The 16,236-nt window shown below is 49.6% G+C and carries 17 protein-coding genes; 9 read left to right on the top strand and 8 right to left on the bottom strand.

Features of this window, described 5'->3' with window-relative positions:
- Positions 1-17: 17 nt before the first annotated feature.
- The 4 genes from ABSE13_RS05245 to ABSE13_RS05230 all read right to left on the bottom strand — a co-directional run bounded on the left by ABSE13_RS05245 (position 18) and on the right by ABSE13_RS05230 (position 3,124).
- Positions 18-554 carry a hypothetical protein gene (locus tag ABSE13_RS05245; protein WP_424027451.1) on the bottom strand — a complete coding sequence of 179 codons (537 nt, stop codon included), beginning with the start codon at positions 552-554 and terminating at the stop codon, positions 18-20.
- A gap of 52 nt (positions 555-606) precedes the next feature.
- Positions 607-1,203 (bottom strand): hypothetical protein, encoded by a 597-nt coding sequence (locus ABSE13_RS05240; protein ID WP_424027450.1) that lies wholly within the window; start codon positions 1,201-1,203, stop codon positions 607-609.
- Positions 1,204-1,547: 344 nt separating this feature from the next.
- A complete protein-coding gene (locus ABSE13_RS05235; RefSeq protein ID WP_424027449.1) occupies positions 1,548-1,943 on the bottom strand; it encodes an FxLYD domain-containing protein in 396 nt (131 codons plus the stop codon).
- 659 nt (positions 1,944-2,602) lie between these two features.
- Positions 2,603-3,124, bottom strand: a complete 522-nt coding sequence (locus ABSE13_RS05230) for a hypothetical protein (protein WP_424027448.1) — start codon at positions 3,122-3,124, stop codon at positions 2,603-2,605.
- A 214-nt stretch (positions 3,125-3,338) separates the two neighbouring features.
- Here ABSE13_RS05230 and ABSE13_RS05225 point away from each other — a divergent pair, with 214 nt between their 5' ends.
- Both ABSE13_RS05225 and ABSE13_RS05220 read left to right on the top strand, forming a co-directional pair.
- Positions 3,339-4,013: an SHOCT domain-containing protein gene (locus ABSE13_RS05225; RefSeq protein ID WP_424027447.1), complete on the top strand. Its 675-nt coding sequence runs from the start codon at positions 3,339-3,341 to the stop codon at positions 4,011-4,013.
- 433 nt (positions 4,014-4,446) lie between these two features.
- Positions 4,447-4,842 (top strand): hypothetical protein, encoded by a 396-nt coding sequence (locus ABSE13_RS05220; protein WP_424027446.1) that lies wholly within the window; start codon positions 4,447-4,449, stop codon positions 4,840-4,842.
- Between the two features lie 322 nt (positions 4,843-5,164).
- Here the strand turns inward: ABSE13_RS05220 and ABSE13_RS05215 are convergent, their stop codons facing one another.
- Positions 5,165-5,452, bottom strand: a complete 288-nt coding sequence (locus ABSE13_RS05215; protein WP_424027445.1) for a DUF6790 family protein — start codon at positions 5,450-5,452, stop codon at positions 5,165-5,167.
- Positions 5,453-5,845: 393 nt separating this feature from the next.
- Here ABSE13_RS05215 and ABSE13_RS05210 point away from each other — a divergent pair, with 393 nt between their 5' ends.
- Together ABSE13_RS05210 and pscS are read left to right on the top strand one after the other, a co-directional pair.
- Positions 5,846-6,028 (top strand): hypothetical protein, encoded by a 183-nt coding sequence (locus tag ABSE13_RS05210; RefSeq protein ID WP_424027444.1) that lies wholly within the window; start codon positions 5,846-5,848, stop codon positions 6,026-6,028.
- Entirely contained in the window at positions 6,025-7,206 is a 1,182-nt protein-coding gene (pscS, locus tag ABSE13_RS05205; RefSeq protein ID WP_424027443.1) for an O-phospho-L-seryl-tRNA:Cys-tRNA synthase, read from the top strand. The genes ABSE13_RS05210 and pscS overlap by 4 nt, the downstream gene beginning before the upstream one ends.
- A 712-nt stretch (positions 7,207-7,918) precedes the next feature.
- Here the strand turns inward: pscS and ABSE13_RS05200 are convergent.
- The gene (locus tag ABSE13_RS05200; RefSeq protein WP_424027442.1) at positions 7,919-9,121 is read right to left on the bottom strand and encodes an ammonium transporter; all 1,203 of its coding nucleotides are present in this window, start codon (positions 9,119-9,121) and stop codon (positions 7,919-7,921) included.
- Positions 9,122-9,458: 337 nt separating this feature from the next.
- On the opposite strand from ABSE13_RS05200, the gene pap reads away from it, so the two are divergent.
- Positions 9,459-10,937, top strand: coding sequence for a polyphosphate:AMP phosphotransferase (gene pap / locus ABSE13_RS05195; protein WP_424027441.1), 1,479 nt, complete (start codon positions 9,459-9,461; stop codon positions 10,935-10,937).
- A 66-nt stretch (positions 10,938-11,003) separates the two neighbouring features.
- Here the strand turns inward: pap and thiI are convergent, their stop codons facing one another.
- Positions 11,004-12,215 carry a tRNA uracil 4-sulfurtransferase ThiI gene (thiI, locus tag ABSE13_RS05190; RefSeq protein ID WP_424027440.1) on the bottom strand — a complete coding sequence of 404 codons (1,212 nt, stop codon included), beginning with the start codon at positions 12,213-12,215 and terminating at the stop codon, positions 11,004-11,006.
- Between the two features lie 186 nt (positions 12,216-12,401).
- On the opposite strand from thiI, the gene ABSE13_RS05185 reads away from it, so the two are divergent.
- The 3 genes from ABSE13_RS05185 to ABSE13_RS05175 all read left to right on the top strand — a co-directional run bounded on the left by ABSE13_RS05185 (position 12,402) and on the right by ABSE13_RS05175 (position 15,411).
- Positions 12,402-13,031 (top strand): DUF2150 family protein, encoded by a 630-nt coding sequence (locus tag ABSE13_RS05185; RefSeq protein ID WP_424027439.1) that lies wholly within the window; start codon positions 12,402-12,404, stop codon positions 13,029-13,031.
- The gene (locus ABSE13_RS05180; RefSeq protein ID WP_424027438.1) at positions 13,028-13,480 is read left to right on the top strand and encodes a DUF5814 domain-containing protein; all 453 of its coding nucleotides are present in this window, start codon (positions 13,028-13,030) and stop codon (positions 13,478-13,480) included. The genes ABSE13_RS05185 and ABSE13_RS05180 overlap by 4 nt, the downstream gene beginning before the upstream one ends.
- A gap of 224 nt (positions 13,481-13,704) precedes the next feature.
- A complete protein-coding gene (locus ABSE13_RS05175; RefSeq protein ID WP_424027437.1) occupies positions 13,705-15,411 on the top strand; it encodes a histidine kinase N-terminal 7TM domain-containing protein in 1,707 nt (568 codons plus the stop codon).
- A 27-nt stretch (positions 15,412-15,438) separates the two neighbouring features.
- Here ABSE13_RS05175 and ABSE13_RS05170 read toward each other — a convergent pair whose 3' ends face one another.
- Positions 15,439-15,606 carry a hypothetical protein gene (locus ABSE13_RS05170; protein ID WP_424027436.1) on the bottom strand — a complete coding sequence of 56 codons (168 nt, stop codon included), beginning with the start codon at positions 15,604-15,606 and terminating at the stop codon, positions 15,439-15,441.
- 376 nt (positions 15,607-15,982) lie between these two features.
- On the opposite strand from ABSE13_RS05170, the gene ABSE13_RS05165 reads away from it, so the two are divergent.
- On the top strand, positions 15,983-16,236 hold a 254-nt coding region (locus tag ABSE13_RS05165), incomplete at its 3' end, for a winged-helix domain-containing protein (protein WP_424027435.1).

Below are 16,236 nucleotides of genomic sequence, written 5' to 3'. Positions count from 1 at the left end.
TCCCGGGTAGGGAACGATTAGTTCTCAAACTCGGGGCTCTTTTTTTTGGGAGCAACCTGTTCTGTATCAGGCGCAATTTTATACGTGTCACTTATTTTTGTTGCTTTTATTGCCTGCAGAACCTCAGCAACTCCATCATCCATTTCCACGGTGTCGGAATCGGAAATTCCCGATAATATTTTGTCTGTCTGTTTTTTGCCTTCTTCAAATTCGGAGATCTGGTTTAAGAATTCCTGCAGTTCCAGTTCGGACCCTTTTGTAAGCGGAGCAAGAGAACGTTTCTCTTTTCTCTCCTCTATTTTATTATCAAATTCTTCGACCGTGTGAAGACGTGATTCTTTACTAGATATTTTTTTCAGAGTGGCATTCTTTCGTATTGAAAGGGTATTGATTCGCTGGGCAAGTACCTGCTCATCAGCGGGGGATTTTGTCTCCTTCGCTTTGTTCCAGGTCTCATCAATTACTTTTTCCAGTGCCAGAACGTTTCTGTGAAGAGACTCGATCTCACTTTCTAATCTGATTTTTTCGTCTTTGACAGCGACAGGATCGATCAAATCGAGTGGATTTTTTGTGAAAAAATATTTGATTCTTCGAAGAATCATTTGATTATGCCTCTTTTTCCTCAAGCTTCTGATCAAAAGAAATTGCTTTTTGGGCCTCCTCTATGGGGAGTACTCCCTTCTGGACACTAGTAATCGCATCAACAATCTGCTGGACCGAATCATCTTCTTCATCGGTTTTATAGTCATCCAATCCGCTTTCGAGAGTGTCATTCACCAGATCGACAATACCTTCAAAATTCTTACCGACAAGGTTGATTTTCCCCATTGTCTCAATAAGTGATTCTGAATCCATATGCGAAAGTTTTGTCCACAAATTGCTCTGTTTGAGTTCTTTCTCATATTTTTTCAATAAAATGAGGTTCGTGATCGCGACACTCATCTTGGTATATCGCATAAAAAAGTTGTATTGCTGTTCAACTTCCAGACTCAATCGTTTGATCTCATGAGCATGGACTTTTATCATTAAAGGGCTGGAACCGACAGCCGTGTTAAACAATTTTGATTTTTCTCTTTCAAGGGTTTTAATTTTTTTAATGAGGGTATTAGTCCGTGTTTTTAACCGGATATTCTCTAATTCCAAATCTTTTATTTTCATGCTGTCAAAAGTTGTTCTTCCGAGTAATGAGTCAACAATCGTCATGTATTTCGTCCCACTCGTTTTTTATAATAGATTTCTATATCCATTTTCAAGTTTAAACATTTTTGGCTTTGTAAAAAATGTTCGATAAAGAAACAGAATAATTGAATAATAATAATTAACTGGACTGAACTTATCCAGCCCCGTTGAAACGATATCAGGACTTTTATCTTTTACGTGAACGTCTGAAAACACGTATACAAATGTGCTTTTGCTTTGCTGACGGAAAATACATAGTCAACTGTGAATAAAGTGAATTATTATTTAGGATGTTATGTGAAACTCATCAGTCGTGGTTGACCTTAAATGTTCAAAATCTTGCCATTAATTAATTTATTTCGTAAAAATTAGGAAATTGAATATTTTAGAGAATAAGTATGACCGCATTCTCCATCTAATGTAGCTTGAAAACTTTGAGATGCACCTGGCATTAAGCTTCCAAGTGAGATACTCTTACTATCTCTGATAGCACCACTTGAATCTATCAGATTTAAAGTTGCAACAGCATTATTGGATTGTGCATTACCAGCATTATATGCTGTACCACTTGCAAGCCAATAACATCCCAAACCTACAGACCATTTTTCTTCGGTCTGGCCCATATTTACATGTAATTCTGCATGTGGGAGTACTTGTGGACTGTAACTAGTTTGTTGACCTGATGACGTGCATCCGGCAAATGCAATCATAAGAACAATCAATCCGGAAATAAGGAATAAAAAACTAAATTTTCCAATTTTCATAATATACCTCACGCTGTTTAAAAATGATTATTTCGTGTATCGATAAATGTTCGCAAATTGTTTTCTATTTAACAAAAATTTCAACCGTAACTGATCTTAAATGTAGTGTGCCAGAGTTTCTGTCCTAATGTAGTGACAGCATTTATGTCCGCTTTCAAGAGCACCGAACAGGTGATTGCGGTGAAAGCGACAATGGAGATCAGGATCAAAGCAGTCGTGTTCTATGAAGAAGGAATACGAAGTGCACGAGAGATCGGAGAGACGTATAATCTATCCAAAAGGACAGTGAGACGATGGGCAAAGACCCGTAGTCAGGATCAGAAGAAGGGATTACGGCCAAAAAAGATCGGGCCGAAACGGTCTCCGTATGCAATATCTTTGGCATTGAAACGACGAATTATCCGACTTAAGGAGAACTATCCTTCATGGGGTGCCCGTCGGATCATACACCAGTTCGATCTCCCCTGTTCATGGCGAACCGTTCATCGAATCCTCAAACGACACGGACTTCTCATTCGTGTTAAAGTTAAACCACAACCCGCCGGTAAACGATTCTAACGTCGTCACGTTGACAGCATGTGGCAGGGCGATACATTACAGTTTCGTATTCGGGGCGTCGGCAAGGTCTATGTATAAGTGGTAGCAGCGAGATTCGATTCTCAAAACAACGTCTTCTGGGTATTCGGTAGTCCATTATGTCGTGTTTTTGATTTTGAAGAATTTCTAATACGGGTGCCTATTGGATCACTCGTATCCTCGTAATAGATGAGATAATCTGCCGTTTGTGCCAGATACGCAAAGTGCCGATCCATTTTCGGGGAGTACAAGACAAATATCGAATCCCGAGACACATCTTTCATCGAGGGCGGGACAACCCGCTTCACATCCCCCGCGTCTTCGTAGAGGGTTGGATCGTGTTCAACGATGACTATGCTATGATATTCTTCCTGTAAAATCGTCAGCAATTGATGTACTGTAAACGCACGCTGTACCTCGAAGTTTTCCGAAGTCCGGTTAATTCCATTCAACAGTCGTGAAAAATTCCCGCTAATGAAGATGGTCGTGTACCTCTCTATGGCCGGGTTATCGTTGAGACCTGCTAGAAAGAGTTCCACAGGTGCCACTATTGCATAAAAACGCCCGGGCGATAGGATGATACGATCATTTATGCGGAGATCCATGCGTCAGAAAGTCGTGTTGTTGAGATATGAGTGCTGGGAGAATGGAGCGTGAAAGTGTGGGTTCAGTGAGGGCTTGGTTATATTGCATCTCAACCTGTTAACCACGAAGAAATATATGGTGTAATCTGGGATGGTATTTATAAAGGTTTAAAATAATCAGGTATCTATGAATGAAATGAGAATTTCGATCAAGATTTCCCTTTTTCTATTATGTATGGCTTTTCTTGTCCAAGTCGTATCAGCAACCATCTATTCTGTTCCCGATAGATCAGGATACTCGGTTTATTCCGTATCCGATAGCTTCCTCCCCATCACTATTCTGGTGGGGATTGTGATTTTATTTTTTATTTTTATAAAGTATTTAAGTATACAGTTAGCTCACGAACATGAGAAAAAAACTGTAACGGTTATACCATCGACATATGAGAGTGATCATTCGTTTACTCCCCAAGATAATACGCCAGAAATAGAGGAAATCCCGTTCTGGGATAGGCCATTTCTATCGGCTAAGGAAAGGGAAGCAAAGAAAAAACAATATTCGGGTATGAAAACATCCTCACTCGCATTCCCAAATAGCACACCTCAGTTTTCAAGTTCAACAGCCGCGTATCAACATTATGTGTCAGAAATAGAGAAAATCTCGACGTTACGTGACAAGGGTCTTATGACATATGAGGAATTCGAGGCAAAGAAAAATCAAATATTAGGTATCGAGAACTCGTCTTCCGTATCTGCATCTCCAAGTCAGAAGGAACATGAACAATCTACAAACCCAGCTAAAACGAGCCCCGATGATGGCGAAATCACCAAAGTGCTGAAAATGCGATATGCAAAAGGCGAGATCACTTTCGAAGAATATCGGGAAATATACGATAACCTGAAAAAGTAGTGTTTAACGCAATTCTAATTTTTATGGATTACGCCAGTGAAAGCCCCGCACTCGCATGATATCCTCGGATCTTACCAATTCTCGATACTTTTCGCGGTATTTCTTTCTCTGCGTGTTTACCGAACCAGCATAGTGGTTCATGTATATCCTCGTATACTTTCTCGGAGTCCATGATACGGATAAGGGTCGAGAATACGACGAAGAAAGTCATGAAAATTGTCGATATAAGTACCGGTCTGATGGAGTGTAAAGTCTGTGGGCAGCGAACGATGCCATGTGTAAGACCTGACTCCGGCGGAAAGTATTACCAGGGATCGTAGCAATGCCCTAACGGGTGTAAACTCGATTAAACTTGTCTCCGATGTCCGAAGTCATAGTACTGGTTTATGAATATCATTATTGACTTGGTGTCCAACACAAAGGAGGTGATAAGATGTGTTCGCATGAAACGGGAGAATTTTCAATAGAAGAAGGGTTGGAACAAGACTTCCCCGGGATTGAATTGGTGAGAGCGTGCTATGGTCGGAGTTGTCCAAACGATTCACGCTGTCTTCTGGAGAACGAATTCTTCGTGATGTTCAAATTCAAGACGGATTATCCTTCGGAAGAAGCATGGAAGTCGTTCCGCAACCTTGTGGCGACTGTCATAGCGTGCAACTTGGACCAGGACACCGCGGAGGATTCATGGGTCAGGATCGAAGTTACAATGGTAATCCTTTCGGCTCCATTCTTTAGGATCCATGGGCATAATATTCTTCCACACGAAGTATTCGGTTGGGCTGAAACAGATGATTCAACTTGCCCTGTTGCTGGTTCAGAACCAGCATAATCTTTTTTTTAGATCAGACCGATGATGGCGCGCGTTCTGGTGAACCAGAGTACTGGTTTATGAATATCCTCATAAATTCTGTATCCTAACGGGGGTGATAGAACAAGGAGCGGGCAACAACACAGGGAACACGGAAAATTTTTGTTTGTCATTACACAATACTGCTTATTCATCGGCACAGTGATTTCCTATTTTGCATTGTGCCAATGATTCAATACATTTTTTCCAATTTCATGGTCTGAACCAGCATAACTCTTATCTTCTGAAAATAGCCAGTATTACAAGAACCACGGAGGTTCATTGTTATGGAAAATGGTTGGAATCAGAGGGATTCCAACATGACTGTGGAATGTCCCATAGCGGCATCCCACATCCCGACCTCGAGCTGGAACGGGCTGCCGGTCGGCCACCCGATCGACTGTGCCACCATGTCGGAAAAGAGAAGGTGTCCGATCCCGCCCCAAAGCAGGGAGAGGCCGAATCCTGCGGCAAGCTGCCACATCAGGAATGTCTCAAGAGCTTTTGTCCCGGTATATTTTTTTACGGCGATATTGATGGCTGCTATTATCGATGCGAGGATCGGAAAGAACAGTGGCCAGAGTATCTCCATGAGACCCATACCTCTCCCTTGACAGTCCCAGCTCAAAAAGATGCATGAAATGATTCCTGTGGCGGGGGATTGCAGAGAGATTCATGTTCAATCCGGAGAATTCCTGCAGGAATTTCCTGGTGCAACCGGGGTATTTCTGTCCTGCAACGTTCCGGGTGTCCTGTACAGTCATATCCCTCCCGGATATCCGGCACTGACTACAATAACAAGAATTTTCAGCTCATGTGAGGTGATTTTTTCCGTGAGGGGGCCTCATGGGATTATTCGATGATACCGGACGGTTGCGATCCCTGTTACTTCCAGGACACCGAATCCTCTGTCAGGATCCGCCCTGCGGGATAGTTTTTGATCACCTACTTAATTCATTACATGCAATAGTGTGGTGGTGATCCCATGTCGAAACGGGCTGTCGATATGACCTTCCAGGCAATCTATACGCTGACTGATTTACGGGTTCTCCTGCGGCAGACTGCGCCCGGGCATGAATTCGATGATGGCCAGAAGGTGCAGGTACAGCGCCTGCTCGATAATCTGGAACGGCAGGTCTCCTCCCTTAAGCAGGAGATGCTGAAATGAGATGCGGGAACGGAATTGAGGCGCGTCAGGTTGACGAACTGTTCATCAATATCGATCCGATCCAGGCCGGGGGCCGGCTCACTGCAGACGCGATGAAAGCGGTGATCGCGTACGGGGACGGGTATTCGGTCTGTGACAACTGCCGGAAGCCCAACCGGCTCGATTATATCAGCAAGCCCCCGATTGCGGAATTCCATAAGGACGTTGCGGGCTGGCTTAACATGGATGCCGTCCGTACGGTGCCCGGGGCCCGCCGCGGGTTCCAGGCCGTTGCCCAGACCTATGTTAAAAAAGGTGAGCCGGTACTCCTCACTTCGCTCTCGCATTATACCGAGTTCCTCGCGGTGGAAGAAGCCGGGGGTGTTGCCCGGGAGATCCCTGCAAACGAGCACAAGCTCGTAACACCTGATGCAGCAGCAGCGAAGATCGAAGAAGTAAAACGCGAATTCGGCAGGGCCCCGGTCCTCGCCTTCATCGATCATATCGATTACCAGTACGGCAATATGCATGACATCGCCGCTATTGCGAAGGTGACGCGCCAGTATGACGTCCCGATCGTATATAATGGCGCTTATACCGTGGGTATCCTGCCCGTTGACGGGAAGGCCCTTGGTGTGGATTTCGTTGTTGGGTCCGGCCATAAGAGCATGGCCGCCCCGGCACCCTCCGGTATCCTTGCAGCAACCGCAGAGCGTGCAGCCGAAGTGTTCCGGACAACGTCCATTATCGGGGATGTGACAAAAAGGAAGTTCGGGATCAAGGAACCGGAGATGATGGGCTGCACGCTGATGGGTGCAACGCTTATTGGTATGATGGCCTCGTTCCCCCATGTGAAAGAGCGGGTGAAGCATTTCGACCGGGAACTTGCAAACCACCGCGTGGTCACCGAGGCTCTTGAGTCTGTTGCCGGCACAAGGATTCTCTCGGAATTCCCGCGGAAACATACGATGACCCGTGTTGATACCACTGCATCTTTCGATACGATTGCCGAAACTCATAAGAAGCGCGGGTATTACTTCTCGTCAGCACTGGAGGAAAAAGGGATTACCGGCGTAATTCCCGGGGCGACAAAGGTCTGGAAGTTCAATACGTATGGCATGACCGGCAAGCAGGCAGCGCATCTCGCGGCTGCTTTCGTGGATATTGCCCGGGAAAACGGGATTGCGGTGAATGAATAAATCATTGCATTTCTTAAGCGTTTTTTTTGAGATGCACCGGGACAGATTCTGTCCCGCTGACCCGAACGTGAAAATCGTAAAAAAAATGAATATTTGTGAGTCTCCTCCGCCTCAGGGCCTCTCCGAGGAGGCAATCGTCGCTTCAGCGAGGATTGACTGGAGAAGAATACGCAAGGATTCTTCGATTTGCTGAATCTCATGAGAGATGAGGCACGGCGGGGCAATGAGGATTGATTAATTTGTTTTTTTGTCACTGATCCGCCGCGGGGGCGCCCCGTCGGGAGCGGCGGAGTTCATCATAATGGATGATATGATAGTTTCAACCTGCTCATTCCATTCTGATTAGTACTATTTTCATAAGAAAATCCGTTTGTACTACGGTATTTTGGAAAGCTTCTGACAGGTAATCGCTCCAGGGTTCTTTGGCCATCGTCAAAGGCATGGCAGTCAGAGAGAAAATTCCTCAGAATATTATTTTCTGCACCAGCAACGGTCCCCCCCGGGCGCAACCGATGCGGAACAGTAATCCGTGAATTTCCAACCCCTTCCTGCCTCGAAGTTCATGCGAACTTCTCGACCTCCGTCGTAGGTCCCCGGAGAGGCCCCGGGGCGGGGAAGCCTCGTTAGTGGTTGATTATTCCATCATTTTTATCATTAGCATGTGAACGTACAGATTCATCCCCGTTCATCAACAGAAAAAAGATAAAAAAAATTATCTGCAACTCTCTCCGTGCTGGGAGAGATCGAGCCCGACATACTCCTCCTCTTCAGTGACCCTGAGACCCAGCGTCTTGTCGACGAGGACTGCGAGTACATAGGTCACCACAAAGGCATAGATCGTGACGGCTACAGCACCAATCACATTCGCGGTAAACTGGTGGACATTTCCTTCGAGGAGCCCGGAATAACTGCAGACTGCTGTTGTTGCAAAGATCCCGGTACAGATGGTGCCGAGGAACCCGCCAATCCCATGGACTGCCCAGGCGTCAAGGCTCTCATCCCAATCGCTTTTGATCCGCCAGACCATTACCTTGTAGCAGACCGCCCCGGCAACTGCACCAATCAGGATTGCGGTCATCGGTGTTACATATCCGGCAGCAGGAGTAATTGTACCAAGACCTGCAACGGCACCCGTGACCATGCCGAGGGAACTTGGCTTTCCTTTGATCCAGCTGATCGCCATCCAGGAAAGTGCCCCTGCGGCAGCAGCCGTATTGGTGACTACGATTGCATTCACGGCCATACCGTTCGCTGCAAGAGCACTACCGCCGTTAAACCCGAACCATCCGAACCAGAGAAGGCCGGCGCCGAGGAGGGTCATGGGAATATTGTGCGGCTCCATGGTGTACTGGCCGTATCCGGCGCGTTTCCCGATGACCAGCGCGAGTGCAAGGGCTGCAAATCCCGCGCTGATATGTACGACCATTCCCCCGGCGAAATCGATGGCGCCGATCGAGGCGAGCCATCCGCCGCCCCAGACCCAGTGCGCAATCGGATCATATACGAGCGTTGTCCAGAGCAGGGAGAAGATGATGAACGAACTCAGTTTCACTCTCTCAGCAAGCCCGGATGTGACAATCGCAACAGTCACCGCGGCAAATGTCAGCTGGAAGATCATGAAAAGGAGCGGCGGATATCCCGCATCTCCTGCTGTCATGCTCACGCCATTCAGTCCCACGAACTGGAGGTTCCCCAGAATGCCGCCCATATCGTTTCCGAACGCGAGTGAGTATCCCAGCAGTACCCATTGGATGCTGACGAGGGCAAAGGCAATGAAGGAAAGGGAGATCATGGAAATAAAATTCTTTTTCCGTACCAGACCCCCGTAGAAAAATCCTACGCCCGGGGTCATCAGCATCACCAGTGCCGTTGCGGTGATGAGCCATGCGATCGTGGAACCACTATCTGCTACCATGTTGTCTCTTCCTCTGTGATTGTTGGATCTTTGCTTATGGCTGCGTACGGATCTCCCGTCACCACACGGGAAAATACACAGCGGTTTTTTTTGTAAAACCGATTGATCGGTACGATACCGTACTACATAAATTAGAAGGAAACCGTATTCCACTCTATTTAAATATAATTAATTCCGGGAATTACTATCTATGATTCCGCGGCCCTTGCTTCCGCGGTCCTTGTATGCGATATATTAATATCTGGCGTAATCAACACCAGCAGGTAGACAGAGCAGATATCACAGACGAGACGGATGAGCGTGCAGAAAGAATCCATTACACCGGTGGGCTGGTACCATGCTGGATAAACTTGATCTGACAAAAACTGTTGATGAAGCGAGTTTCGATGAAACCCTCACCGGTTATAAGGAGCGCCTGAGTGTGCTCCAGCGGGTGTTGCGGGACCAGAAAACTCCAACGATCATTCTCATTGAAGGCTGGAATGCCTCCGGGATCACCATGTCGACCCAGGCGATCATCCAGTCACTGGATCCTCGCGGATTCACGCTGCATGCGATCGACAAACCCACGGATGAGGAAAAATCACGCCCGTTTCTCTGGAGGTTCTGGACCCGTACTCCTCCGCGGGGACGCATTGCCCTTTTTGCACGGAGCTGGTACAGCAGGGCGATCTCTGAAGAGATGCAACGGTCTGCATGGCAGAAATCCCTTGAAGGAAAGATCCATGCCGTCAACACGTTCGAGCGGCAGCTGACAGATGACGGTACGGTAATCATCAAGATCTTCCTGCATATCGCCAGGGAAGAACAAAAGCTCCGGCTCGAGGAACGGGAACGCAATCCCCTCACCGCATGGCTGGTAACCCCCGCAATCTGGCATCTCCATAATCAGTACGATACATCGATGCCGGTAATCGACAAATTCCTTGAGAAGACCAATACCGTATATGCCCCGTGGAATGTGATCGAGGCGACGGACCGGCAGTATGCGATCCTGAAAGTTTATGCAACGCTGGTAAAAGCCCTTGAAAAACGTGTTGAAAGCGGAAAAGAAGGAAAATCCAAACATGGGAAGGAGAAGGAGCCGGTAAGGCCCCGGAAGAATCAGGTTAAGAGAAGCTCTGCACCGGAGGATGCCTGCAGCAAGGAAGACTGCCAGCAGCAGCTCAATACCCTCCAGATCGAGATGCTCGAACTGCACTATCTCCTCTTCAAGCGGAAGATACCCCTTGTAATCATGTACGAAGGCTGGGATGCCGCTGGTAAAGGAGGCAACATCACCCGGATTGCACGCTACATGAATCCGCTGGGCTACGATGTCATTCCCATTGCTGCTCCCGACCAGAGCGAGAAAGAACATCATTATCTCTGGAGATTCATCAAATACTACCCGAGAGCAGGTCACATCGCGATTTATGACCGCAGCTGGTACGGTCGGGTGCTTGTCGAACGGGTGGAAGGATTCTGTTCTGCCACGGAATGGCAACGGGCCTACCAGGAGATCAATGAGATGGAGGAGGAATATGTCCGGTCAAGCGGCGGCGGGATCGTGAAATTCTGGCTTGAGATCAGCAAGGAGGAGCAGCTCAAACGGTTCCAGCAGCGTGCAAGCGATCCTTCCAAGATCCATAAAATCACTGAGGAAGACTGGAGAAACCGGGAGAAGTGGGATCTGTACGATGACGCGATCGATGAGATGCTCGCCCGGACCAGCACACCCATCGCTCCCTGGACGGTTGTCGAATCCGATGACAAATGGTACGCCCGGGTCAAGGCACTGACCACGGTCGTTGACTGCGCACGAAAGCTTCTTTGATCCCTTAGTGCAAAACGGAGTGCCGCCCCCTCCATCAATGATAGACCGGGGGTGTCCTACGGGTCATCACTCCCTGATCCTGCCATCGCGTGCCGTTATCACGAGGGGATTCCCGCATGCATTTTTTATGAGGGTATCCATATCCAGTTTCTGCTCGCATTCCTGTATCTCCACAAGGGACGCAGCAGTAGATGGCATCTTCGGAACCGCACGGCAGGCAAGATCGCCCGGGTGGGTGTCAAAGGTCCCGATCCTGCGGGCGAGGGTGATGGTTTCTTCTTTGTCGTACGTGATGAGCGGGCGGAGGACCGGCACCGTGACCGCTTCGGAAATGACCGAGAGGTTCGCAAGGGTCTGGGATGCGACCTGGCCAAGGTTCTCCCCGGTAACCAGTGCCTGTTGTCCGTCTGCCTGCATGATCCCGGCCGCCACCCGGTGCATAAAGCGCTTGCAGATCACGCACCGGTATCGTGGTTGTATGCGAAGGCGCTGCATCTCGTCAAACAGTGCTTCGTTCTGCACGACAATCATCCGGACATCCTCCCCCGGGCACCAGCAGGAGAGTTTCCGGTGGTTTTCGGTTGCTGCGGCAAGGACATCTGTTCCTGCCCACCGGCCGGCGTCAAGGTGCAGGTGGGTGACTTCGCACCCGCGTTTCATGGCAAGCCAGGATGCGACCGGGGAATCTATGCCTGATGAGAGGAGGACAAGGACGTGCCCCTGCGTGCCCAGTGGCAGGCCGCCGGGAGCGGGAATCCGGGAATCATACACGAGACCGCCAAAATCCCTCACTTCGACAAATATCTCATAATCCGGTGTTTTCAGATCAACACGGAGGCCCGGAATGCGATCGTATACCGCTGAACCGACCTGTTCTCCGAGTACCTGGCTGGTGAGCCCGATCTTCTGCTGCCGTTTTGCCCTGACGGCAAAGCTCTTTCCCGGGCTGAGGTGAGCGGATGCAAGATCAGCCGCTGCTGCTGAAAGTGCCTCGACCTCCTTCCCCGTAATGACGCAAATACTGACATCGATGACGCCAAACACCCGTGCCACGATATCCGCGATACGGGCTGGCTCCTCCCCGAAAATCAGGATGCGCCCGCGGGGGGTTTCAAAGCAGGCAGAAAGGCCGTTTGCAGTAAGGGCATGACGGATGTTGCGCAGGAGCATCCCGATGAAGTGATGCCTGACCGGCTCACTTTTCAGGAATAATTCCCCGTATCTTACCATAACGGGATTTGCGGAAATATCAGTTCCGGCACTCGGAGATTCAGTCATCGTCTTACCATGTATTGGATGCCGGGAAACATAACTATTGGCGGGAGATGGATGGTTCCTGGCGCACAGCCCTGAACCATTTTTATGCTTTTTTAAGAAAGTTGTCATGATTGCGACACTCGGAAACCCGTTTACAAAACCCTGACAACAAAACCCTTTAATTGCGGGAGGGAATAGTGTACTGAAATGGCGAAGAAGGCAAGCAAAAAAGAAGAAGAGCCGCTCAAGTTGTTCTATATTTTTTACAATCAGGAGCGGTGGGACAACTGGCTCAAAACCCTGAGTGAAGCCAGTTTCGATGTCGATCCCAAGAGCGAGGAGCTGCCGGAAGGGTTCAGGATCCTCGATGGTTTCTCGGTCGATATCACCTTGTCAGTCCTCAAAGTGATCAAGCTCTTCCAGAACAAGCGCTACTCACACGAGGAAGCCCTCGACAAGCTCTCGCAGATTGAAGCGATCGTCATGACTGCCTCCCCGGAAGGCGATCTCGGGGAACTTGTCGGGATCCTCCAGCTCCCGAAACTCGCGCTTTTCGCCGGGTGCCGGAAATATCTCGAGGGCGGGTTTGACAAGGAGATCAAGACCCTGATCAAGACCGGCAGGGACAAGATCGAGAAGGACATGGAACTTGCCCTGGAAGCCGCTGCAAATATTGCGGCTGCTGTCATGGACGGCGCAGCCTGCTGCGGGAAATACGTGAAAGATGATCTGGAAAACCCGACGCTCTTTGACGAATGGCTTATCGAGTGCGAGCGCATCAACGAAGCAATGGCCTCCCTCAAGAACTTTGATGAGTCCGCAGGAGACGATGATTGATCGCTGACCGGGCACGGTTCCGTCACGCAAAAAAACTGGAACGGCTTGCCGGTTATCGCCTTCCCGAACTGGCGTTTTCGGGAAATATGCTCGAGACGCTCTGCTCCCGCCTGAACTATGATGCGCTCGATTTCGGTGTGCGGGACCAGATCCTCGCTTTTTTCAATGATTTCCTTCGCTGCGACTGCCGCGACTGCCCGCTCTGCGGCTGCCCTGAGAAGAAATTTGCAAGGAAAGTGATCGAGCTGCGTGAGAACGGGCTCGATCACCGTCAGATCGCTTCGTACCTGCAGGATGAATATGGCATCGAGCTCTTTCCCGCGGATATTCTGTCGTTCCTGGAAGAATCAGTTCATGTCCTCGAGGCGATCTCTGATGTTGCGCGGCTCCAGGCCCGGCAGGATCTTGAGAAAACAACGGATGATCACATCCGCCTCATAGAACGATAATCACTTTTTAACTTGTAATCCCTTGTGATCTGCGTTCAGGAACAGCGGGTATCTTTTTCCGGCAGAATAATTAATTGAGTTGGTGGAAGGTTTATTCACCAGCAAGACAAAATGAGGATACGTCGTACCCGGAAAACTGCCCTGAACGTGATGGGCGCCGGAAAATCCCCGGGTGATAATGGCCACTCCCGTTACCCCTCTGCACTGACCCGAGGTTGAGATCAATGATCTGGCAATACTCCCCGTATTATATCCCGTTTATTGCCTGCGGGTGTATCACCCTTATTCTTGCAGTCACGGGCTGGCGGAACCGGTCCTTTGTCTGTGCAAAACCGTTTACTCTCCTTATGCTTGCGGCCGCCATATGGTCGTTTGGTTCTGCCCTCGAAGTGTCCGCGGCCGACCCCCTCACCCAGATGTTTGCCGTCACTCTTGAGTACCCGGGAATCGTTGCCGTTCCTGTTGCCTGGCTTCTCTTTGCCTTTGAATATACCGGCAGGGAGCACTGGATCACCAGGAATAATCTTGCCCTCCTTTTCGCGGTACCGTGTATGAGTATTCTCCTTGTTGCCACCAACGGTGTCCACCACCTTTTTTACACAGCAGTAACTCAGGATGTCGTCGGGGGAGTATCCTATGCAAATATCATCTATGGCCCGTTTTTCTGGTTTTGCTCCATCTACTCCTACCTGATCATCTATCTCAGCGTCATGTTCATCGTCCAGCGGTTTGTGTTCACGTCCGGCCTGTACCGCGGCCAGATGATTGCGATCCTTATCGCGATTTTCACACCGTTTTTTGTTAATCTTGCCTATGCGATCCGCCAGATCGGCTTCATCGTCATCGACCCCACACCGTTCGCATTCATCATATCCGGCTTTGCGATCATTGTCGGGATGATGCGCTACCAGTTGCTGGATGTGACCCCCATGGCCCAGGATCAGGTCATAGCAAACATGAGCGACGGTGTTGTTGTCCTGGATACGCAGGACCGGATCACGTCGCTTAATGCACCCGCCGAGCGTTTCCTTGGCATATCCCTCAGGCAATCCGTGGGCATGTCAGTAAAGACGCTCCTCCCGTGTTCCGGGTCCTCTGCCGATCTGTCTGATGGTTCCGGCCGTTTTTCCGAGCAGATGCATGAGATGGATCGTATGATCGACGGGAAGAAGCAGTATTTCGAACTGCGGTGCATCCCGATCCTTTCGCACGATAATGGGATGAAGGGAAAACTGATCATGATCCGGGATATCACAAACCAGAAACTCGCGGAGATCGCTCTTGCACAGGCCCGGAAAAAACTGAACCTGCTCTCAAGCATCACCCGGCATGATATTCTCAACCAGGTGACCGTGCTCCTGCTGAATATTGATACAGCCAAGGATGTGGTGAACGAGCCGGTGGTGCGGGAGCTGATGGAGATCCAGGAGAGTGCAGTAAAGAATATCCAGCACCAGATCGAGTTTGCCCGCGATTACGAGAATCTCGGGGTAAAAGCACCCCAGTGGATGAATATCAACCAGATCTTCTCCCACCTGCTTCCGGTTATGGGGACCTACGGGATCACATTTGTTCCCCCGGATGCGGAAATAGAGATCTACGCCGACCCGCTGCTTGAGCGTGTCTTTTACAATCTCATGGACAATTCCATCCGGCATGGGGAACACGTCACCACGATCGGCATCCGCTGGGAAAAAATCTCCGACGGGCTCGTCATCACGTATTTCGATAACGGAGTTGGTGTTCCCGACGGGAGCAAAGAGCATATTTTTGAGCGGGGCGTAGGTAAGCATACCGGCCTGGGCCTCTTCCTGGCGAGGGAGATCCTCGAAATTACCGGGCTGACCCTACGGGAGACCGGTGTGTTCGGGTCCGGGGCCCTGTTTGAGATCCATGTTCCCGAAGAACAGCAGCGCGTCAGGCACGGATGAGCTGAGAACGTTTTATTGCCCGTGTGCTCATCGTGCAGCCTCGGCAAGGAGCGCCATTTTTGCATAGCACCGGGGACACCCGATCCTGACCGGTTTTCTGGTCCTGCTGAGTGATGACAGGCGGCTTACCCTGTATGTCCATGCATGACCACACCGGTGGCAGGTCACGCTGCAGCTTGTGTACTGGCATTCCATGATCCGTGAACGGAGCAGCGTGCAGCGTATTAAGAAAAGACAGGCGAAGGGTGAAAGTGGTGATCAGGTATACCGTTTTCCAGATCCCCTCCCTGGTGCCGGAGAGTATCCGTCCGGCATGGAATGTATGTTCTGACCGCCGTGTAACCATACGTGTGGCCCCCCCATCAGCATCGATCCGTTCCAAGGCAAAACAGATATCGGTTACCAGTTCTTCCAGTAATTTAATCTCCCGGTCAGTCCCATGCCAGTATGAATCGGATCTACGCTCCTGGAGAGGTTGCAGATATATTCTTCCTCATACCCGCAGGCCGCGACCGAATGGACTTTGTATGTCACCAGGGGACAGCCACGGTGTCGTGGAGGCGAAGTGACCATGATACGGACAGAACGAAAATATATCGAGATCCTGCGGATTCTTAAGGACCACCAGGACCCCGTGGGAGCAAAGAGGCTCTCGGAACTCATGGCGGAACGTGGTTTTATCCTGAGCGACCGGGCGGTGCAATATTACCTCAGTTATCTTGATACCCTGGGCTTCACCGAAAAAGTCGGGAACCTGGGCCGTATTCTGACCGCTGCGGGACGTGAGGAGACCGATAATGCCCTTGTCGATGACCGGATCGGATT

Source organism: Methanoregula sp., from assembly GCF_049518935.1.
Lineage (GTDB): Archaea > Halobacteriota > Methanomicrobia > Methanomicrobiales > Methanospirillaceae > Methanoregula.
The sequence above is the reverse complement of the archived record's forward strand: the minus strand, read 5'-3'. Positions and strand labels throughout refer to the sequence as shown.